13 protein-coding genes, 1 tRNA gene and 1 pseudogene are annotated in these 23,510 nt (G+C 43.9%); 2 read left to right on the top strand and 13 right to left on the bottom strand.

The window, feature by feature from the left end; all coding sequences use genetic code 11:
- Positions 1-74: 74 nt before the first annotated feature.
- Together OLM34_RS04350 and OLM34_RS04355 are read left to right on the top strand one after the other, a co-directional pair.
- Positions 75-944, top strand: coding sequence for an outer membrane protein assembly factor BamD (locus OLM34_RS04350; RefSeq protein ID WP_264405487.1), 870 nt, complete (start codon positions 75-77; stop codon positions 942-944).
- A gap of 524 nt (positions 945-1,468) precedes the next feature.
- Positions 1,469-1,539, top strand: a tRNA-Gln gene (locus tag OLM34_RS04355).
- Positions 1,540-1,759: 220 nt separating this feature from the next.
- On the opposite strand, the gene xylE is transcribed toward OLM34_RS04355, so the two are convergent.
- From xylE to OLM34_RS04420, 13 genes and pseudogenes are all read right to left on the bottom strand, one after another.
- Positions 1,760-3,163 (bottom strand): D-xylose transporter XylE, encoded by a 1,404-nt coding sequence (gene xylE / locus OLM34_RS04360; protein ID WP_264405488.1) that lies wholly within the window; start codon positions 3,161-3,163, stop codon positions 1,760-1,762.
- 77 nt (positions 3,164-3,240) lie between these two features.
- Positions 3,241-4,563, bottom strand: coding sequence for a xylose isomerase (gene xylA / locus OLM34_RS04365; protein ID WP_264405490.1), 1,323 nt, complete (start codon positions 4,561-4,563; stop codon positions 3,241-3,243).
- A gap of 49 nt (positions 4,564-4,612) precedes the next feature.
- Positions 4,613-6,100, bottom strand: a complete 1,488-nt coding sequence (locus OLM34_RS04370) for a xylulokinase (RefSeq protein ID WP_264405492.1) — start codon at positions 6,098-6,100, stop codon at positions 4,613-4,615.
- 41 nt (positions 6,101-6,141) lie between these two features.
- Entirely contained in the window at positions 6,142-7,323 is a 1,182-nt protein-coding gene (uxuA, locus tag OLM34_RS04375; protein ID WP_264405493.1) for a mannonate dehydratase, read from the bottom strand.
- Positions 7,324-7,343: 20 nt separating this feature from the next.
- Positions 7,344-9,995, bottom strand: coding sequence for a glycoside hydrolase family 3 C-terminal domain-containing protein (locus OLM34_RS04380; RefSeq protein ID WP_264405495.1), 2,652 nt, complete (start codon positions 9,993-9,995; stop codon positions 7,344-7,346).
- An 87-nt stretch (positions 9,996-10,082) separates the two neighbouring features.
- A complete protein-coding gene (locus OLM34_RS04385; protein WP_264405497.1) occupies positions 10,083-11,060 on the bottom strand; it encodes a glycoside hydrolase family 43 protein in 978 nt (325 codons plus the stop codon).
- Between the two features lie 37 nt (positions 11,061-11,097).
- Entirely contained in the window at positions 11,098-12,147 is a 1,050-nt protein-coding gene (locus OLM34_RS04390; protein ID WP_264405498.1) for an endo-1,4-beta-xylanase, read from the bottom strand.
- A 126-nt stretch (positions 12,148-12,273) separates the two neighbouring features.
- Positions 12,274-13,755: an MFS transporter gene (locus OLM34_RS04395; protein ID WP_264405500.1), complete on the bottom strand. Its 1,482-nt coding sequence runs from the start codon at positions 13,753-13,755 to the stop codon at positions 12,274-12,276.
- A 38-nt stretch (positions 13,756-13,793) separates the two neighbouring features.
- Positions 13,794-15,749, bottom strand: coding sequence for a sialate O-acetylesterase (locus tag OLM34_RS04400; protein ID WP_264405501.1), 1,956 nt, complete (start codon positions 15,747-15,749; stop codon positions 13,794-13,796).
- A 7-nt stretch (positions 15,750-15,756) separates the two neighbouring features.
- On the bottom strand, positions 15,757-17,844 hold the full coding sequence (locus OLM34_RS04405) for an alpha-glucuronidase (RefSeq protein ID WP_264405502.1): 2,088 nt from the start codon (positions 17,842-17,844) through the stop codon (positions 15,757-15,759).
- 33 nt (positions 17,845-17,877) lie between these two features.
- Positions 17,878-20,394, bottom strand: a complete 2,517-nt coding sequence (locus OLM34_RS04410; RefSeq protein WP_264405503.1) for a glycosyl hydrolase 115 family protein — start codon at positions 20,392-20,394, stop codon at positions 17,878-17,880.
- A gap of 193 nt (positions 20,395-20,587) precedes the next feature.
- Entirely contained in the window at positions 20,588-22,558 is a 1,971-nt protein-coding gene (locus OLM34_RS04415) for a RagB/SusD family nutrient uptake outer membrane protein (protein WP_264405505.1), read from the bottom strand.
- A gap of 12 nt (positions 22,559-22,570) precedes the next feature.
- Positions 22,571-23,380 (bottom strand): annotated as a pseudogene (locus OLM34_RS04420) (SusC/RagA family TonB-linked outer membrane protein); the annotation flags it as partial.
- Positions 23,381-23,510 lie beyond the last annotated feature (130 nt).

Consider the following 23,510-nt stretch of genomic DNA (forward strand, 5'->3'; position numbering starts at 1 on the left):
TAGATAAATGCAACTTAAATACCCTTTTTCAATGCCGATATATTCGTAAATTTGTTCACTATACGATACGAAATATGACAGAGAAAAAGAGAACATCGTCCAATCCGAGCATCAAATTTCGAATTGCAGCCGTTTTTTGTCCCGTCTTTCTCGGATTTTTTTTGATCGTTTCCTGTTCGCAACATAAAGAAAAAACGGCCAAAGACTATCTTACTGCCGCTCAACAGGCTTATGAAGAAGGCAATTATGATTTGGCTAAAATACAGATTGACAGCATAAAAATAAAATATCCGAAAGCTTTTAAAGAGATCAAAGCCGGCTTGGCGTTGATGCAGGATGTGCGGTTGGCCGAAAACCGGCGCAACATTGCCTTCTGCGATTCCATGCTTCAGGTCAACTACGATTCGTTGAAAGTCTTGCTGCTGAAATTCGATTACGTTCGCGATAAAGAATATCAGGAGTTTGGCGATTACATTCCCAAAATCTATCCGCTAAGCCAAACCCTGCGGCAAAACACCGTACGATCGGGTGTGCAGGAAAAAGGCAACCTTTACCTCGAAAGTGTTGTTGTTGGCGGCAATATCCATCACAACCACATCAGAGTCAGCCTCCCCGAAGGCGAATATGCCGAAACCCTTCCCGTCACGGCTGAAGGACTGAATTACCGTTTCAGCACCCTTACCGCAAGTTACGAGATTGTGCGCTACAGCGGAAAGAATGAAAACGGCGTGGCCCAATTTGTTTATACCTTCAAAGACCACCCCATTACGGTGCATTTCATTGGCAAACGAACGCTATCGAAACGCATGTCGACCAACGAAAAAGAAGCCATCGCTCAATCGTACGAACTCTCATCTCTTCTGCTCGAAATCGAACGCCTGAAGCTCGAAAAAGAAAAAAGCGAAGTCCTCATTCGTTACCTGTTGAGCAAGAAAACCGAATAACTCTTCTTCTTGACTGCGCATTTCGGACTGAAACTGATACGTGAATTTCATGCTAAAATCAAACGCTACTATTTCGATATCGAAGTAAAGGAGTTAAACCCGATAAAGCGAAGCTGAATGGCCTTAAATATCCACTTCCCTATGGTATTATACTGCATGCTGCTTATTGCAGTTTCTTCGCTCTTCCTTCGCTCCTTGTTCGCTCTTTCTTCGCTTCAAGGCAGGGAAGACAACATCGGATTTCGTGGTATTTGTGTAAAGCAAACCTGCGCGTATGCCGCATGTAGAGCGGGATTCTCATGCGGAGGCGGAACGGACTTTGTGCGAGGATGACGCAAGCCTGATGCAAGCATGGAGCGAGGAAGGTGCAGCCTTGGTGCGGAGTTGGTGCAGCCTTGGTACGGAGAAGGTGTTTGTTTTGCACTTGCAGGTTGATTCTACAAAATAAAAAAATGGCAAAGAAATTTGCAAATTAGCAAAGGTTATCCTACTTTTGCACTGCTTTTCACGAAGCACATAAGGATTGTCCTATGGTGTAACGGTAGCACATCTGATTTTGGTTCAGCCAGTCCAGGTTCGAATCCTGGTAGGACAACAATCTATAAAGGCAAATAGTTAAAAATAAACTATTTGCCTTTATCATTCATAGGGTATCACCCAAATTTTACCTATCCGGTATATTCGATTGGATCAAAAAAAGGATGTTCAAATGAATAATTCGATTCCTTTTCTTTTTTAGCGAATTCGCGAACTTCCCGGTTTCGAGATGCGACAGTTGCAATTCGTTATTACTTTTTTTAGCGGGTTTGCGACTTTCATTGTACTTTCTTGTCCTTAACCCACAAAAGCTCCATCTCTTCCAGCGATTTCCCTTTCGTTTCGGGCACCATTTTCCAAACAAACAGGGCCGACAAAACGGACATCACGCCGTAGAAGGCATACGTAAAGCCCGGACTGAATTCCATCATGGCCGGATAGGTCGATGAAATCAGGTAGTTGGCAAACCATTGAAAGGCGACGGCAATGGCTACCGCTTGTCCCCTTATTTTATTGGGAAAGATTTCGGAAATCAACACCCAACAGATCGGTCCCCACGACATCATGAACGATGCCGTATAGATGATGATGAAGACCAGCGTGCTGATGCCGATGATGTTGTTGAACGCCAAGGCAGAGATTGCAAACATACCTACGGCCATCCCTATCGATCCGGTTATCAGAAGGGGCTTTCTACCCCATTTATCCACCGTGAGGATAGCTACTACAGTGAAAACGACATTCACGAAACCCATAATAACCGTTTGAAGCATCGATGCGTCCTTGGCCGCTCCCATGCTCTCGAAAATACGCGGGGCGTAATACAAGGCCACGTTGATGCCGACAAACTGCTGGAATACCGACAGCAGGATTCCGATGATAATGATCTTCTTGCCGTAAGAGAATACACTTGACTTGATCGAATGGTCGACCGTCTGTTTAATCTCGTTCAGTATACGACGGGCGGTTTCTTCACTCCTGTTGATTTTCGTAAGTACCGACAGGGCTTTTTCGTCCTGATGCATCAGCGCCAGATAGCGAGGTGTTTCAGGAACAAACAACAACAATATTCCGAACAGTGATGCAGGAATGGCCTCAGAGGCAAACATCCTGCGCCAACCAATGGCATTGATCCACTCTATCGACTGACCTCGGGCTATTTCCCAGTTTACGAAATAGACAACCAGCATGCCGAAAATGATGGCAAACTGGTTGAACGATACCAACCGACCGCGAATTGCAGCAGGAGAAATCTCGCTGATATACATGGGCGAAACGGCCGATGCCAACCCTACGCCGATACCGCCCAAAATGCGGTAGATATTGAAAGTGATCAGCAAACCGACCGAAGGTTCGCCTTTGGGAAAAAACAGGGTTTCGGGATATCCCGATCCCAAAGCCGATATAAAAAACAGGGCGGATGCCAGAAGTAGGGTCTTGCGACGTCCCAATCGGTTGGAAAAAAAACCGGACAATATCCCTCCAATGATACATCCGATCAAGGCGCTCGACACTGTCGCCCCATGTACCAGTGCGCTTAATCCCAACGGCTCGACAAGATAGGCCTGAAGCGATTTTTCGGCTCCCGAAATAACGGCTGTGTCATATCCGAAAAGCAATCCGCCCAACGTGGCTACCAGCGTTATCGCGAAAATGTATGATGCGTTGTATTGTTTTGTCATTTTTTACCCGTAATAAATAAAGGAAACCCGGCCGGTTTTTCAAGCAACCGACCGAGCATCCGTTATGTTTCACCCTTTTATATGTACATGTTTACAATGGCTTCGTAAAGCTCCTGTTTTCCGCTGATCTGTGCCGGCTCCCTGCCCATCGAAAGTGCATAAGCGCGCAAATCTTCCAACGAAAGTTTCCCTTCTTCGAACGCTTTCCCTTTTCCGCTGTCGAAAGAAGCATACCGATCCTTGAGCATCTCGAGATAAGGCGACTTTTCGAGTATGGCGGCGGCAGCTTCCAACGCCCGTGCGAAAACATCCATCCCCGCTATGTGCGCAATGAAGATGTCATCCAAATCGGTGGAATTGCGCCGGGTTTTGGCGTCGAAATTCGTACCGCCGCCCTGCAAACCGCCATTACGCAAGATGACCAGCATCGCCTGCGTCAACTCGTACACGTCTATCGGGAACTGGTCGGTATCCCATCCGTTCTGATAATCGCCCCGGTTGGCATCTATCGAACCCAACATACCGGCATCCGCAGCACACTGCAATTCATGTTCAAACGTATGGCCGGCCAACGTGGCGTGATTGACCTCGATGTTCAGTTTGAAATCCTTATCGAGATTATGTGCACGAAGAAAACCGATGACCGTTTCGGCATCCACATCGTACTGGTGTTTGGTCGGCTCCATGGGTTTCGGCTCGATGAGGAAAGTTCCTTTGAAACCCTTCGAGCGGGCATAATCGCGCGCCAGGGTCAACATCATGGCCAGATGTTCCTTTTCGCGTTTCATGTCGGTATTCAGCAGACTCATGTAGCCTTCTCTGCCTCCCCAGAACACGTAATTTTCGCCTCCCAGCGCGATGGTGGCATCCAACGCATTTTTGATTTGCGTGGCGGCATAAGCCACACTCTCAAAATTGGGATTGGTGGCGGCGCCGTTCATGTAACGTTTGTGGCCGAAAACGTTGGCCGTTCCCCACAACAACTTGATTCCTGTTTGAGCCATCTTCTCCTTGGCGTAGGATACCATTTGTTTTAGGTTCGATTCGTATTCCCCGAGCGAATCCCCTTCGTCTACCAGGTCGATATCGTGAAAGCAAAAATATTCGATCCCGATTTTTTGCATGAACTCGAAAGCAGCATCCATTTTGTTTTTTGCCCGCTCTATCGGATCTGCCCCTTCGTTCCACGGAAAATTTTTTGTCGGTCCACCAAACGGATCGGTACCTTCGGCACACAATGTATGCCAGTAGGCCATCGAAAATTTGAACCAATCTTTCATCTTGCGACCGTAAACTTCTTTTTCCGCATCATAATAACGAAAAGAGAAAGGGTTTTTGCTTTCTTTTCCTTCAAACTTGATTTTCCCTATACCGGGAAAAAATTCTTTTTTTTCTTCCATGTTTTTATTGTTTTAAGTAAGTGAATGTATGGTGTATATTATGTTGTTTTTATCCGATTTCCGAAGTCAGACGGCTCTTCCACTGTTCATAGGCCGATTGGTATTGCAACCGGTTTTTTGTGTTGGGCTCTACCGTCATGATTTTCTGCAACGATGCAAACGCCTCTTCGTGCGATGCATATATCCCCGCACCTATGCCTGCCGCTTTGGCCGCACCTGCCGCACCGTCGGTATCGTACAGCTCGATGACAGCCTCGGTGACACCTGCCAGCGTCTCCCGGAAAACCGGACTGAGGAACATGTTGGCGTTGCCTGCCCGTATCATCGTGATGTCCATGCCCATGGATTCCATGATTTCCGTGCCGTACTTGAACGAAAAAACGATACCTTCCTGCGAAGCTCTCAAAAGGTCGGCAACGGAATGGATATTGAAATTGATACCGTGAAAAGAGCAGCCGATATCTTTGTTTTGCAGAATGCGTTCCGCTCCGTTTCCGAAAGGAATCACCGTAAGTCCTTTTGCCCCGATGGCGGATTGCGCAGCCAAGGCGTTCATGTCGTTGTAAGAAAAACCCTCGCGCATCATGTTCCGTTTGAGCCACGAATTGAGAATCCCCGTACCGTTGATGCACAACAAGACGCCGAGTCGCGGCTCTTCGGGGGTATGGTTCACATGCGCAAACGTGTTTACGCGCGAAAGCGGGTCGTAATTAACTTCTCCCAACACGCCATAAACTACCCCGGAAGTTCCTGCCGTTGAGGCAATTTCTCCCGGATTAAATACATTGAGCGAAACGGCGTTGTTGGGCTGATCACCGGCACGGTAACTTACGGGCGTACCCGCTTTCAGTCCCAGCTCCGCCGCAGCCACGGCAGAAACGGTGCCTTGCGTTCCGAATATCGGAACGATATCGGGCAGCAGCGCGTAATCGAAACCGAAATAGTTCATCACATCTTCCGAGATCCGGTTTTCCTTGAAATCCCAGAAGATCCCTTCCGACAAGCCTTCAATCGTCATGCCGATGGTGCCGGTAAGCTTCATCGCGATATAATCTCCGGGAAGCATGATTTTGTAGATCCGACGGTAGATCTCCGGCTCGTTCTCCTTTACCCAGGCAAGTTTAGATGCCGTGAAGTTGCCCGGCGAATTCAGCAGATGCGACAATGCCCTCTCGCGGCCTATTGCCTCGAATGCCTTTTCGCCATAAGGAACCGCCCGACTGTCGCACCAAATAATGGACGGACGAAGCACCTTCCGGTTCTTGTCAACCAACACCAACCCGTGCATCTGCCACGAGATGCCGATGGCCTTGATCTCTTCGGCCCTAACCCCCGATTTCCTCATCACCGCATGATGGGCTTGCTTGAGGTGTTCCCACCACATCTCCGGATCCTGCTCTGCCCACCCCGGCCGTTCAGCATAAATCGGCATCTCCGTCTTGGGCGAATAATCCGATGCCGCAATCTTTCCGCTTTCGGCTTCCACCAAACAAGCCTTCACCGAAGAGCTCCCTATGTCGTATCCCAATAAATACATACTTATGATTTTATGAATTTATGAATTTATGAATTTTATTTTCAATATATCCCTGTCTCGATTTCGTTGCGTACAACGGCCATCATCCCCTCAATCTGCGCCAAAGCGACCATTCTTCCCAGAAAAGAATACCCGGGATTATATGCTTTTTCAATATCGTTGAGCATGAGTTTTCCATGATCAACCCGCATGGGAACAGCGGGGTTCTCTTTTTCGAAAATCCGGATCACTTCAATCAAATTGGCCCTTCCTCCAAGATGGGATGCTTCGATAAAATCGCCATTTCCCGCAATTTCCGTACTTCGCAAATGTACAAAAAAAGACTGCTTCGCAAAATTTCTTGCCAAGTCTGCCACATCATTCTGAATACCGGCACTCAACGATCCGGCACAAAACGTAAAACCGTTGGACGGACTTTCCACGGCATCCAAAATCCACCGAATATCATCCTTGTCGCTAACGATTCTCGGCAAACCGAATACGGGAAATGGCGGATCATCGGGATGAATGCACATTCGTACCCCGTATTTTTCTGCCACGGGAATCACCGCTTGCAGGAAATACTTCAAATTTTCGCGAAGCTTTGTTTCGTCAACGTTTTCATACAAATCCAGCAGTTTCCTGAAAGCTTCAACCGGATCCTCATCGCCGTTAACGATACTTCGGTTGATAAATCCCTGGGTTTTTACGATAATGGTATCGATAAGTTCGTTTTTCTCTTTTTCGGTAATCACCCTGTCCAATGCGTTCACCTTATCCATCTCTTCCGGAGTATACTCCTTTTCCGCATCTTTTCTCTTTAAAATCTTACAATCGAAATAGGCAAACTTGATTTTATCGAAATAGAGCGTTTGGGTGCCATCAGGCAATATTTTATGCAAATCGGTACGTACCCAGTCGATCACGGGCATAAAATTGTAGCAAACCGTGGTTATACCTGCCTGTCCGAGATGTTTCAAACTCGCATTGTAATTGTCGATCCACCTATCCCGATCTTTTCCTCTGTATTTAATGGATTCCACTACTGGCAAACTTTCAACAACAGACCAATGCAATCCATAAGATGCGATATATCGTTTAACCTCCCGAATTATGTCCGTCGGCCATACTTGCCCATTGGGTACATCATGCAGCGCAGTAACGATACCTTCCACACCAATCTGCCTGAGCATGTCCAACGTAATCGGATCTTTCTTGCCAAACCATCTCCAACACTTTTTCATTATCAAGAAGAATGAAAATATCAATCGTTTATGTAAAATCTTTCGCCATTAACCTCCACACTTGTTTGAACGACCGCACCCGAAGCAAGCGATTTTTCGTCAGGCTGTTTACCTCCGACCGAAATAGAAACCCTTCCGGCCTCCACCAGCGGAATGTTTTCCTCGTTGCGTGCTGCAAACTGATGGGGTTGCAACACAAATTCAACCTTCCGCGTTTCGCCTGCCTTTAAATGAATACGCTTAAAACCCTCCAACGAGCGAATGGGCTTTTTCAATTTACTGTCGGGCAAGGAAACATACAGCTGAACGACCTCGTCTCCATCTTTGTCTCCCGTATTGGTCACAGTTACTGTCAGGGGAATATTTTCACCTGCTTCAACAGAGGACGGAATACGCTCGAAATTGTACTTGAAAGTGGTATAACTCAATCCGTAACCAAATTCATACAACGGATCGCCTTCAAAATAACGATACGTTTTGCCTTTCATGTCATAATCCTCGAAAGGCGGAAGTTGATCGATGCTTTTGTAAAACGTCACGGGCAATCGCCCTGCCGGATTGTAATCGCCGAAAATCACGTCGGCTATGGCTGTTCCACCCGCCTGTCCGGGATACCAAGCCTCAAGAATGGCGGGAATATTTTTGCTCTCCCAATTCACTGCCAACGCACTGCCGTTGAGCAAAACCAAAACGGTCGGCTTACCGAGTTTCACGATTTCCTGCATCAATTCGGTTTGAACCGGCGGTAATTTGATGTCGGTGCGGTCGCCCTTGTAAAAACCGTCGATTGCAATGTTCATTTCCTCTCCTTCGAGCGACGGACTTAATCCCATACACAGCACAACCACATCGGAAGCCTTTGCCAGATCGACGGCTTCCTGTTTGAGATTCTTGCCGGGTACTTCCCACAAAATACGCACATGCGGATATTCGGTATCGTTTTGAATATATTCCACTTCGATCGTATAAGACTTGCCTTTATCGAGGGTGACCCGTTCGTATCCTTTTTTGGCGTGATGCCCGCTTTCCCCGGAAGCTACTATTTTTCCGTCCAGCGTGAGTTTAAAACCGCTGAAAGCTTCTCCACCCAAGGCATATTCCCCACTTACCGATGGCACAAGAACACCTTTCCAACGTACGGAAAACCGTTCGTATGACATATCGGAAAAAGGAGGGGTAGTCCACCATTCGAAATCGATACGATCGTCGATGCGGGTATGTTTGGGCGTTCCCTCCAAGTTGGCATTGTCGAAATATTCGGCCGTCAATCCTTTCGTTTTCCGTGTCTCGTCGGTATAAAAACAGTCTGCCGGAATCACCTCCAAATAAGGCAGCCCTTCGGCTAACCGGCACCCTTGAGCATATTTCACTTCGGCATCGGGCAATTTTTCCCTTATCCCTTTTAACGGCGTAATGCGGACAGAAGGATATCCGTTGTAATTTCCCAGCAATATTTCATCGTTATCGGCATTGGGCCCGATGACGGCAATCTTCTTAACGTCTTTTGAAAACGGCAAAACATCGTTTTCGTTCTTGAGCAACACCATCGATTTACGGGCGGATTCCAAAGCCAATAGCCGGTGTTTTTCGCAATCCACCACGTCAATGGGGATTTGTGCATACTTCACTTCTTTTTCGGGATCGAACATGCCCAGTTTCATTCTTGCCAACAACAACCGCTTTACCGACGTGTCGATCTCTTCTTCGGTGATCAGTCCTTTATTAACGGCTTCAATCAGATGCGGATAATAGGTATCGCCGCAATTCAAATCCGTCCCGGCCTTCACTGCTTTGGCTGCCGCCTCTTCGGGCGTATCCACTATATGATGGGCATTTTCGCGGTAAAAATCGCTGATGGCACCACAGTCCGAAACGATGTAACCCTTCAGTCCCCATTTATTGCGCAACAGATCTTCCAAATACTTGTCTCCGCAACAGGGCTCCCCCCTGAAACGCTGATAGGCACACATCACGGAATAGACATCCGCTTCACGAATACTGCGCTTGAAATGAGGGAAATAAGTCTCGGCCAGATCGTAATCGTTCGGATAAACATCGAACGAATGCCTCACGGCTTCAGGCCCGCTGTGAACGGCAAAATGTTTCGCCGTAGCCACCAGCTTCAGGTATTTCGGATCGTCACCCTGCACCCCTTTAATAAAAGGAATAGCCATCTCGGCCGTTAAAAACGGATCTTCCCCGTAGGTCTCCATTCCCCTTCCCCAGCGCGGATCGCGAAAAATGTTGATGTTGGGTGTCCAGAACGTCAACCCCTGATAAATTCCCCGCTTGCCTTTCGACGCGTAATCGTGATGTTTGGCACGTGCTTCGTCGGAGATGGCTGTGGCAATAGCGAACATCTCGTCCGTATCCCACATGGCCGCCATCCCTATCGCCTGAGGAAAAACGGTGGCCAAACCCGAACGGGCAACGCCGTGCAGGCACTCATTCCACCAGTTGTAGGCCGGTATCCCCAGCCGCTCTATGGCCGGCGAATCGTAGCGCATCAAACTCACTTTTTCTTCCAGGGTGAGTCGCGACAACAGATCCGCTGCTCGTTCTTCAAACGACAACTTCGTGTTCAAATAAGGCTCTACAGGCTTGCTGCATCGAAAAAAAGCAAGCGAAAAAATAATAATAATAAAATATGTCCTATAATTCGTCCTTTTCACAACCAAAATATTTAAAATTATGCATTAAAATCAGGAATTTGTTTGGAGCACTCTAAAATAACGCATTGTAACACAATCAACCGGGGACTAAAAATCATCCCTTCCCCCATTAATGGTTTTAATGGTGCCGTCTTCATTGTATTCCAATTCTACCACTTTCATACTCCTAAGCCATGTTTTCCCTCCGGAAGGCACACTGTCGTGATGGAAAAGGTACCATTTCCCCCGAAATTCTACTATAGAATGATGGGTAGTCCATCCCACCACAGGCGTCAAAATCACACCTTGATAAGTAAACGGTCCGTACGGATTATCACCTATGGCATAACATAGCAAATGCGTGTTGCCTGTGGAATACGAAAAATAATACTTCCCGTTGTATTTATGCATCCAGGATGCTTCGAAAAATCGGCGCTTATGATCGCCAGCTTTCAACGGTTCGCCCTTCTCATCAAGTATAAGAACATCACGAGGTTCTTCGGCAAATTCCGGCATATCGTCGGTGAGTTTTACCACTCGGGCACACAAAGCAGGTTCATCATCGGCAGGTTCATGGCCGCATTCAATGGCTTTGTTGTTGCGATAACGCTGGAGTTGTCCACCCCACAATCCGCCGAAATACATGTAAAAGTTGCCGTCACCGTCATCCAAAACGGCAGGATCGATGCTGTAACTTCCTTTTATGGGATCGCTTTGAGGAACAAACGGACCTTCAGGTTTATCGCTTACCGCCACCCCAATCCTGAAAATATCCGTTTTGTCTTTCAGCGGGAAGTAAAGGTAGTATTTTCCGTTTTTATACGCAACATCAGGCGCCCATAATTGTCGACCCGCCCATGGAATATCCTTAATATCGAGTACTACTCCATGATCAATAACCTCTCCGTCAATATCATCCATGGAAAAAACATGATAGTCGCGCATAGCGAAATGATCACCATTATCATTTTCCGGAATTCCTGCGTCAATATCGTGTGAAGGGTAAATATAAATCTTACCGTTGAATACGTGTGCCGAAGGGTCAGCCGTATATAAATCGTTTACCAAATATCTCATTTTTGCCATTTTTGTTCTTTTTATGTTGGTTTATTTATCGCTATAATCAATTGATTGTCATAGCTTCTTTTATAATTGCTTCAACAATAGGTTTAGGTTGATGATTCCGGTCAAACAATAAGGGATAATCGGTTCTGCCTCTGACCGGCCAATAATTTCTCCACGATTGTCCATCGTTAACCCCCCAAACCGTTACCCTGTCTATTTTATCGTGATGGTTGAGAAAAAGACGGAAAAAATCGAGACAACGGTTATGCCACTTCTCATACACATCAGCCGGTAAACCGTCCGGATAAGGATTCAAACTTTTATTGTACGTATAATCCAAGGAAAGATCGGCTCCGGCATCTCTTTTTGGTGAAGGCAATGCCGAAAGATCGAATTCGGTAATCATCACTTTGACCCCCAAATCGGCAAAAGCCAACAAACTTTCTTCAAAATCCTCAATCGCCGGAAAATCCATGGTCATGTGTCCCTGCATACCGATACCATCAATTTTAACTCCCTGTGACTGAAGATTCCTTACCATTTTTATAACGCCTTCGCGTTTTTCTTTTTTAGCCATCGAATAATCGTTGTAATACAATTCGGCATCGGGATCGGCTTCATGAGCAAACTCAAAAGCCAACCGGATAAAATCTTCCCCGATAATCTGATAGAATTTACTTTTTCTGAAAGAGCCGTCATCCTCTATAGCTTCGTTTACCACATCCCAACCGTGTACTCGACCCTTGTATCGACCAACAACGGTAGTAATATGGTTTTTCATTCGTTCAATCAACACTTCCCGTGAAACATCCTTACCGTTTTCATCCACAAAAAACCACGCCGGGGCCTGAGAATGCCAAATAAGCGTATGTCCAACGATAAACATGTTGTTCTTTTCACCAAAATCGACAAATTGATCGGCTAAGGCAAAATCAAATTTTCCTTCCTGCGGCTGAAGAGATTCGCTTTTCATACAATTTTCAGGTGTAATCGAATTAAAGTGCTGCTCGACAACCCTGATTCCGGCAGTATCCCTTCCTGTTATTTGATCGGCATTAAGAGCGACACCTATTAAAAACTTATCTTTCAAAGCCTCTTTAAGAGACATATTGGGTTTACTCTCTTTTGTTTGGCAATTAGAAAACAAAACAAAGGAAAAAAACACAACTCCTAAATAAAATGATTTGATCCTCATAAAAATATGCTTTAGAATTTATTAATATATATAAAATGATTACGATTTATTTTTTCTTCTTTCTTCCAATTCTGCCTGAATACGTTCATTCAATTTTTTTGAAATCGGATAGAAAAAAAGCGCACAAACCCCTATAAAAAACGTAAATGCAGGAATAAGACTAGCTGAAAGTTTAATCCCAAAAACAGCAGAATCAGTTTGAATTTGATTGGGTACAAATCCAAATGCATCAATAATGGAACCGCAAATGGCGCCTCCAACACCAAGACCTGCTTTCAAGGCAAATACGATACCCGCAAAAACAAAACCCGTTGCACGACGGTGATTCACCCATTCGGAATGATCGGCCACATCCCCCATCATCGCCCAAAGCAACGGAATGGTTGGTGCGTAAGCAAGGCTTTTTAAGATATTGATGACAAAAATGGACTCAATATTTTTAGGTGAGACCACATAGAAAAGAGAGGTGAATAATGCCGTCAATGCCAAACAGACAATAAACACGTTGCGCTTACCAAAGATATTGGAAAGAAAACGGGATAACAAGATCACACCCAGTAACGTTATGATTTGTCCGATCATATTGAATAAACTGAAACCTACTGCAAAAACATCGCTGTTATCATGTGCTATCAATCCGAAAGCATCCAAAAACTGATGTCCTGCACCATAGCTTTCTCCTGCTTCACTGATTAAACCCACCTTGCTAAGGAACACAAAAAGAGCATCTTTATCCACCACATAATTAAAATAATAGGACATGCTGCTTCCCCACATGGCTAAGGTGATAAATAAAAAGAGGGTAAGCACAAACATGGCTTTCCACGGCCTGTTACGAAGAATATCTTTTAAATCCTGCTTGATGGAAGTTTTCTGATTTACCGGCGGCTCAATCCGTTCTTTTGTGGTAAAAAACGTGATTACAAACAGAACAACCACAATGACTGCAAAAAGAGAAACGGTTAATAGCCAGCCTTTTTGGGGATCGCCCTGACCGAATTTTGTCACAAGAGGCAAAGTCAATCCCTGAACAATAAAAGTAGCTATAGTAGCAGTAACAAAACGATAAGTGGAAATGCTCGTGCGTTCTTTGATATCGCCGGTCATTACACCGCCTAACGAAGAATACGGTGTATTATTGAACGAATAAATCGACATCAACAGAACATACGTGATTCCTGCATATAAAATTTTTCCGCGTTCCGAAAGATCGGGAGTGGTAAAAGCCAGAACAAAAAAGATGGCAAATGGCAACGCTGTCCATAATATCCACGGGCGATACTTGCCCCATCGGGTGTTGGTGCGATCGGACAAAATGCCCACGATCGGATCGACAAACGCATCAAAAACACGGGCTATCAGTAAAATCATTCCGGCTGCAGTAGCTTTTATACCGAACACATCGGTATAAAAAAACAACTGAAACATCATTGTCATCTGAAAAACCAGATTGGCAGCCCCATCTCCCAGACTGTATCCCACTTTTTCATACCAAGGAACTTTTTGTGTAGCTGTATTCATTACTTCATTTTTATAGGGTTAATTAATCATTTTCTTATTTACCAATTATCCGTTCTGAAAGGTGAAGCGGGCAAATTTTCCTTGTTGTAAAGATTGGCATTTTCAGGATTATCTGCCCATGCATATCTCACTGCCACCGGTTTTTCAATTTTGTCGCTCCAAACTTTCACGCTGTTCCCCACAATTTCGGCATTTGCCCAAACGAATTTTTTGTTGGCTCCGGCAATAGCAAATTCTTTGAGTGGTAAATTTCCTTTAGCTATTAATCCGCTACCGATTTCCGTGAAATCAATCCAAATCACATTGCCTTTCACTTCCATCGAAGTGTATAGAGGACCTGAACTTACTAAGTTTTTTTCGCCATAAGCAATTTTTTGAGCCAGGAGTGCTAATCTGTCGCCAATGTCCTTTTTTCTCAACGGGTGAATGTCGTTCCACTCGCCCAAATCAATAGCGACTGCCATCCCTGTTTTTGGCACTTTCTTCAACGTCATCAGCTGCGATTCGCGCAGAACAGCCCAGTTGCTTTCTGACGGTTCACTAACAGGCGGTCCGTAATTGGGTAATTGCACAAACAGGAAAGGCAGCTCTCCCTGATTCCATTCAACTCTCCAGTTTTCAATGAGTTTCGGAAGCAACAGACGATATTCGTAAGGTTTGTCGGCATTCGCTTCTCCTTGATACCACAGAAAACCTTTGATACGATAAGGGGTAACCGGAGCTACCATTGCATTGTGCAAACCTACCGGCTCCCAGCGCACGAAAGTTTGGCCGGCGAGTGGCTGCATTTTGGCTCCCTGCTTCATTTTCCATTCGCCGCTTAAATCGATCGTATCGTTGTCGATAATTAAGGCATACAGTTTATCGGGAACGAATCCACCTTTCCCCATGTTGCTGATAATCCTTACCACGATTTCGTTTTCATCTTCTCTCAGTAAATTTGCCGGAACTTCATATCGACGTGGTGGATATTGATAACTTGTTGTTCCTACAAATTTTCCGTTCAAATAAACCGAATCGGCATCAACAATTCTTCCCAAAATCAGTTTTGCCGGTTTCCCGGCCAAACGAGAAGGTATTTCCACTTTTTTGCGAAACCAAACCGACCCATTTTGAATTTCGGGATATTTATTCGACCAATAACCCGGAATATTCATTGTTAACCAATCAGAAGTATCGATATTGGGCACAAACCACGGCAAATCTTTTTGAAATCCTTCGTCGTTTTGTCGAAGATTGCGATACCATTCTGCAATTCGTTCGTTGTCTTTTTGTTCGATTTCACGAATGAGATCGTCGTTTTTGAATCGTTGGGCTTCCTGATAATAGGAAGGAAATTCCTTTAAAGCCTCTTCGCTCATCCACGACTGAATGGGCGATCCACCCAAACTCGCATTGATAATGCCGACAGGTATTTTATATTTTTCGTAAATATTTCTGGCAAAAAAATAAGCTACGGCCGAAAAATCGAGCACTGTTTCGGGATCGGCGGATATCCATTGACCGGTTGATAAATCTTTTTCCGGCTGCTTGAAATTGTATCGTTGCGGGACAAAAAATTGGCGTATAAAAGTACATTTCGACGTTTTGATTTCATCTTCATAAATCGGAGCTACGCGCCGCATCGGCAGTTCCATGTTCGATTGTCCTGACGCAAACCAAACGTCACCAATCAAAATATCGTGAAGCGTAATTTTTTCCTTTCCGCTTTTCACTTGCATTTCAAAAGGTCCGCCGGCTTTTTGCTCCGGTAATATGATTTTCCATTCGCCTGCAGCATTGGCTACCGTGTGATATGTTTTTCCCTTAAAATCAATCGTAATCGCTTCGTTACTTTTTGCCCATCCCCAAATGTTGAGCTTTACATCCCGCTGCAAAATCATTCCGTCGCTCACCAGTTTAGGTAAACGAAGTTGGGCAAAATTCGGCAGCGAAAACAATAAAATTACAATGCTCAACCAAAATTTCTTAGCTGTAAAAAGTTTTATTTTCATGCTCTTTCTATTTTATTTTTCTGCTTTGCTCATCCTTTTTTATCAAATCTTCCAAATTATTCACCGGGCGTTCCATATCGTTTGGAAAAGGCATTTTGCTGAACTGCCGGAAATAAAGCAAACAGGCATCTTTCCACACTTGTGCGTTCATACATTGTTCTCGAAGTTTAGTTTGAACTTGCGAAAATCTTTCCGAGTCCACATACCGCTGCACTTGATCCCACGTTTTCTGAAATTCTCTAACCTGGCGGACTCCTTTATCATAATGATAGCATAATTCGTCCCAAAGTGTTTGTCCATCTTTCATTATAAAATTCCAAGGCAAATGGTGAAACCACAGCAAATAAATATCGGGACAGGTTTGTGAATTGGAAAACATCGACTGAAGTGGTTCTTGGTACTGACTCACGGCATTGCTGCCGGTTGCAGTTCGGTCAAACCCAATTCCAATCGAATCGGCTTTATGATAATAGGGCGGTGTCCAATCTTTTCTGACGCCTGTGGGTGCCCACCACGGACCGGGTCCGTAATGGTGATCGGCTGCAAAAATATGATGTAAACCCAAAGGCATCATATAATTTACAGCAGCTTCCCGACTATTGAGCATCATTTGTTTGACCGGTTGAAGAAAATTCACTTGCCAATCAGGAGAATAAATAGAATTTTCAACATCAATTTCACTTTCACCCGAATTATCGCTGAAAGTCAACTTTATCCATTCGTCGGCAATTTGTTCACTCGATAAGGAATTATTCCATGCCAATCTTCCGAAAGCATACCAGTTGGATTGTGCAAAAGGATGACCGCACCAGTTGACGTCTGAACCGATATTCGAAACTCCGGCGATTGCTGTATGCTTTTGCGGGAAAAGACTTCCGTCGGTACAACAAGCCACTGTACTGCCTTTGCCTTCCTGATAGGTGTCACTTTTTAGAAATTCCTCCCACATCGTCGCCAAGTATACCAGATGAACCGATTGTCCCAGATATTCCTGCGTGATTTGGAGCTCCGGCATCACTGAAGTTTTTTTCATCGCTCCAAAAAGTGGACTGAAAGGTTCTCGCGGTTGAAAATCGATTGGTCCGTTTTTCACCTGAATAATCACATTATCGCGAAACTGACCATCCAACGGCATAAATTCCGAATAAGCCTGTTTCGCTCTGTCTTCATCGGAAGGATTATATACAAATGCACGCCACATTACCATTCCACCAAATGGGGAAAGTGCATCTGCAAGCATGTTTGCTCCATCGGCATGTGTGCGGCCAAAATCCTGCGGACCGGGTTGTCCTTCGCTGTTAGCCTTTACCAAAAATCCCCCAAAATCGGGAATCAGACTGTAAATTTCTTTTACTTTATTTTTCCACCATTGTGCAACTTCCGAATTCAGCGGATCAGAAGTTTTTAAACCTCCTATCACTTGGGGTGAAGCAAAATTCACCGACAAATAGGTTCTAATGCCATACGGTCGCAGAACATCGGCAATTTCTTTTGTCTTTTTCAAATAATCGGCTGTCAATATCGCAGGCGAAGCATTTACATTGTTGAGTACCGACCCATTTATTCCTATTGACGCATTGGCACGGGCATATTCCTGCCATAACTGCTTATCCGTATATGTAACTGTTAATGAATCTTTGCCTTTTCTCCAAAATATCGAACTGCCGGCATAACCGCGTTCAATGGTTCCGTCGAGATTGTCCCAATGATTGAGTATTCGCCTTTCGTAAGAAGGATTGCAAACTTCTTCGTAAATGTTCTCTCCTGTTTGCTGCCGGCGCATTAATTCGTAAACTCCGTAAAGAATCCCAATGTCTGTATTGGCTTGAATTCTGTTTTTGCCGATTCTAAAGCCATCACCCTTAATTGCCTTATCGGATTTAACGACAAGTTCTATTTTTTCATTTGTTTTTCCTTGCCATCCTTGCCGCAATTCCTGCATTGCAATGCTGAGCGTTGGTGATTTTTTGGAGCAAATCACATTCACGGAATTCGTTCCTTTTCCCCGCAACCACAAATCGTGCCCGTCTTCTGCCTGAAGGTCAAAAGATAACAGCACAAAAAATGAAAAAATAGTTATGATTTTTCTACTCATTTGTTTTAATTTGAAATTTACCATGAAAATATTTCAATCCATCATTCGTTTGCTTTCAGGAGCTCCTAGATAACTCTTTTTCAAGTTACCCGTATCAATGATTATTTTTTGCAATACGATTCCCGGTTCCAATACTCTAAATCGGATGGTATGCTTTCCGGCTGACTGAAACATGTGCGTCGTAATAGTTTCATTGATGCGTTGTGCCTGCCATTTTTCCAGGAGTTTTGTATCGTATTTTCCATTCATGTTTACAATCTTTTCTTCCTGATTATCAACCGAAATGCCATATCTTAATCCTTTGTTGTTGTTGAAATTAAGCGTTGGCGAAACCAATACGTGTATCGGAAAATTTCCTGTTGACCGGGTAATGACGTCATATTCCAGATAAATGCTGTCTTCCGGTGTTGGATATTCGTTTTGCGGAAAAGTAGTTACACCCGATAATGTTTTTCCCAAATTCGGAATCACTTTCCATTCTATTCGCTCGTTTCCTTTCGCACGATTGAAATGTTCGGCTTCAATGGAAATATAACCGTCACTTTCAACAAATTTTTTGTTTTTTTCGTCGGCTGAAGGTGTTACATATTTTACTTCAGGCATTACACGCTGCTTTGGCTCCTGCCAATAGGTATATCCGATACGAATTTGGTCCATCATGTGCTTCCATTTTCCACCTGCAACTTCAGTGTTGTAATGCAGGGTAAGCAGCGAATCGCGTTCGAAACATTTCTTTACTTCATCAGCCCAAATATTCGCTTCGGGATTATTTTGTTTGGCTAATTGTTTGTTTTTGGCAACGGCAAAATACATTTCGTATAAATTGCTGCAAGCATTGATGGGAAACAAAACCAGTTCGTCAAAAGCATCTTTTGTTTCGTCAGGAATTTGTTGGTAAAGTCTGAATGCATCCAAAGCCAATTTCACATAGTCCGAAGTTACCTGCTGAAACTCATTGTAATTTTCCAGACTGTAAATCGTATCGTTCAACAACTCCGGCGTAATGCGGTGATTGTATTTTGTGTAAGTATCAATCAGCCGAGCCGATTCTTTGGCATATTTTTCTCCAAACTGCTCAGCACACCATTTTTCGGTATGTTCCCGCAAATTATCGGCAGTAAATTGGTTGGGATTCCATGCCATATCCAGAAAGAACGAAATCGGATATTCCATCGGTTTCAAATCGCCGACGTTAACTATCCAGAGTTTATCGACTCCATGCTGATAGGTGAGACTCATTTGTTCCCAAATACGTTGTACTTGACTGACATTGATCCATTTATAATTTCTCGGCCCGCCTACATAATCGAAATGATAATACATTCCATAACCGCCTTTTCGCTTCGGAGCATCCGGTAACGGCAGCTTTCTTACATTTCCCCAATTGTCGTCGCAGAGCAGCAAGGTTACATCATCCGGAACGCGCATCCCCTTGTCGTAATAGTCCTGAACTTCCTTGTATAGTGCCCAAACTTGGGGCGTTTCAGCAGCATCCTTCCCGGATATTTCGGAAATAATGCTGCGTTGGTCGGAAATGATTTTTTCGAGCAATTTTATATTACTTTCTTCGCTCATCGGTTCATCGCCATCACCACGCATACCGACAGTAATCAGGCATTCTGTTCCGTAAGCTCGTTTAAAACCTTCTGTCCAGAATTGTTTCAGAACTTTTTTATTCGTCTGATAATTCCATTCTCCTTTTCCGTATCTACTCCATTCCACATGAGCACGCGCCATCGGTTCGTGGTGAGAAGTGCCGATCACAACCCCCATCTCGTCGGCAAGCACCGCGTTTTGAGGATCATCGTCATAAAAAGCCTTTCCCCACATGGCAGGCCAAAGAAAATTTCCTTTCAAACGAAGAATGAGTTCAAAAACCTTTTCATAAAAATTGTGATTAAAACCACCAAACGTAGCTCTTGTCCAACCACCCAAAGCAGGTTCTTCGTCATTAAGAAAAATACCGCGATAGGCAACCGCCGGTTCGCCGGCAGAATAAACCCCACGTTTGATATAAATATTTTCGGATTTCCGAACAGGTACATCTGCCCAGTAATACCAAGGCGAAACGCCTATTTGTCGGGAAAGTTCGTAAATTCCATAAACCGTTCCTCGTTTGTCGCTGCCGGCAATAACCAATGCTTCGTCTATTCCTTCAAAGGGATGCTTTACGGTTTGAATGATGAATTTTTCATGTTTGCCCAATAAATCGGTTTTATTTATAATGTTTTTGTTGGCAAGTTGGTCGATGAATTTGCTCTTGCCAATCGTACCCACAATGAGTTTAACAGATTTTGTTTTTGTATTGTACGTTAGGGCCGGCTTTTTACAGGCAACTGCCAAAAAATCGTTCTGCAAATTCGCTAAGGCAAGTTGTATTGCCACAAAATCGGCAGAATCCGACAAAATAGAAAATGTTGCCTCGTTTTTAGTCGTCAAAGCAAAAACATCATCTCCCCCTAAAAAACACACCAAGTCCGGTGCATTTTGGGCTTTCCCACTCAAAGCGATTATCACTAAAAATCCAATGTAAATTAATTTGCTTTTCATTTTATTCGGTTTTATAAAAACTTTTCAAAAATGTTTTCGCATTAATTCTATAAAAACATTGTTTATCACCGAAAATCCAATTTATTCGATTTTTAACTTCATTAATAGCACTCAAATTATAATAGATTAAGAGATTGGTTGCTAACTATAAGAACAACCAATCTCTTCGATTAGAATTTCATAATCTTTATCATCAATATCCCGGATTTTGATAAGCCTTTTTCTCCTCCGGCGTCATTTCCATTGCATCCAATTGCCCTTGAGGTATAGGCCTCAGGTAATGATACTTCTCAATCGTTCGAGTATAAGTTTTAGGTGTGTGATCTCCGTAGTTGCTCCCACAAATTTCGTAACTCGAAGCCAGGTCTTCCCATTTCTGTGTACGCACCAAGTCATACCAACGATAGCCTTCGCCATAGTATTCGCGGGAACGTTCCGCTAAAATGTAATTAATATCAATTGTGGCCGGGGTTGCAGCTATCATAGCGGCACTATTATCCTGAACTTTTGCCACATTTCCATTGTTGTCCCAGCGCCATTTACCTGCACGAGCGCGAATCACATTGATCAAGCCGCGAGCCGTACCATTATTGGCATAAGATCCGGCAATAGTTCTGGTTGTTGCCCCTTTTACAGCGGCTTCGGCTGCAATAAAGAAGAATTCGGAAAACTTGGCAATATTAAATGGACGAGTACTCCCGGCATTCGGTTGACCTAAACCATTGCCATTATCGGTTCGATAAGGGCCCAATTTCCATAAACCAGGGTAAACGATTCGGCTGATACCCCTGGGAGAAATTACATAATCTGCTCTACCAGGTAAAACTCCGGCACCAATATTACTTTTATAGGTTGAGTTACTGTAGTCTATGTCAGTCTGAGGTTCTTCGTTTAGAAAAGTCAATATAGCTCCGCCGGGATTCACCGTAATATTGTTCCCGTTATATACAAATGGTATGTTGGCATTGTTTGGATTTTTGTTCCAGTTTCCCCGATAAACTGTTGTAAAAGTTCCATCGTATCGTGAATCATTGGTTTTATCGGCAAAAGTTTGTGTAATCACGTTAATAGTAGGACACATTCTTGTCCATGGACGGCCCAATGCCTGAACCGCTTCACGTTGAACGGAATTGATGGTTTTAGACCAGTCGGGTAAGGTGGCGCTGGTAATTACGGTATAATTCCATGTCATCATCCATCCGGCAAAATTATCCGGCGCGCCTCCACTACCATAGGTAAGACTTCCACCATTGTAATATTCACTTTTCTCGGTATGATCGGCATAAAGCAGTATTTCGTTGTTCCGATCATTCTGTGCAAGGTTTACATCATAATAAGTAGATTGCAAACCATAAGGACCGGGATTTTCGATAGCCGTTGCGGCAATGTCATAAGCCTGTTGAAAATACCATTGGGCATTGTGTCCATCCGGATTAACGCGATCACAAGCAGGATAAGTTGGAATATTATTAGGATTCTCCAACCACCATGCATAAGTTAAATAAGCTTTTGCCAAATAAAGTCTTGCTACAGTCTTTGTAACTCCTCCGGTGACTCTCGGATTATCCGGCAGATCGTTAACGGCTGTTATTAAATCAGGGAATATTGCTTGGGTATAAACTTCCGGCACGGTATTGCGTACAGAGGTTCGTGAAGGTGTAGTATTAAATTTTAATATGCCACTGCCCAAATCCAAAGGAACACCGCCAAAAGTCTGAACCAGCATAAAGTAATCGAAAGCTCTGAAAAATTTCGCTTCTGCTATCAGGGCATCGGAAATAGTTCCAACGGCAGTAGCATTTTCGATAATTCCATTAGCCGTATTGATATTAGAGAAAGCAGCTCCCCACAACACATCGGCACGGCTACTGCTTGCAGTAATAGAACCTACTCCTGAAAGATCCATATCTTTAAAATTTGCATCAGCACTCTGCGCGTAGGTTGCCTCGTCCGTACCCGTGAGACAAGTATTATAATAATAGGCTTGACCATAGATATATCGGAGATGGGCATATAAGGATGTTATTCCCCCCATTACTCCTTTTTCACTTTTGAAAAAGCCGGGTTCGTAAATACTGCGAGGTTGTTCTTCTAAGATATCGGAACATGCAGTCAAGGCTATTAGGATTGTTCCTATTATGAATTTAAAATCTATTTTTTTCATTATTTTCATGTTTTAGAATGATAAATTAATTCCAATCAAGTAATTACGAGTAGAAGGAGTATTCGTTCCTATCGTTAACAGACGTGATCGATATGTATCTGTAACCGCAACATTTTCATCACCATAGGAATTGGTTTCAGGATCCATGCCGGACTCACTATGGTAGGGCGAGAAAAATACAAATGGATTTTGAACGCTGCAATAAACCCTTAATTGATTGATGCCGGCTTTTTTTACCCAATCTTGCATGAAATTGTATCCCAAAGAAATATTACGTATCTTTAAATAAGAAGCATCAAAATAACCCAGTGTAGTGCCGTATTTTGGATTATCACCTGATAACACACCGGCCGGATTAGGATATTTGGCATCGGTGTTTTCGGGTGTCCAATAATCTACCTGCACATTTCCTCTACGGCCTGTCATCATATTCAAATATCCTGCCGACGAATAGAGGGTACTGATAAGGATTCCTCCACTTTTAAAAGCCCCCACTACGTTCAGGTCGAATCCTTTATAAGCAACGCGCGTATTAAAACCGCCCTGAAAATCGGGATCAACACCCATAATCTGTCGGTCATCCGGCCCAATTTGTCTAACGGGTTTTCCGTTATCATCATAATCGCCTGTGTATTTTACTTTTATCATACCTTCATTTCCACCTGGTTCGAGTATTGAAAGATATTGATAATCCTCATCGGTTTTATTCCAAAGGCCGATCTTTTCGTAATCATAAATACAATTAATCGGATAGCCGACAAACCACCAGTTAGCTTCATCACGTGTTTGTCCGGATGCCAGGGCAACCAATTTGTTTTTATTGCCATGAGTCCACTCCGAAAAGTCTCTGACTTTTTATTTTCAATTCAGTGACACCCGGAAGAGACGGTTTAAATTTTTCAAAAATGCACTAAAATCAGTATCCTAATTGCTTGCATATTAATCTATATTT

The sequence above is a fragment of the Anaerorudis cellulosivorans genome (genome assembly GCF_025943985.1).
In the GTDB taxonomy this organism is placed as follows: Bacteria; Bacteroidota; Bacteroidia; order Bacteroidales; family Dysgonomonadaceae; genus Anaerorudis; species Anaerorudis cellulosivorans.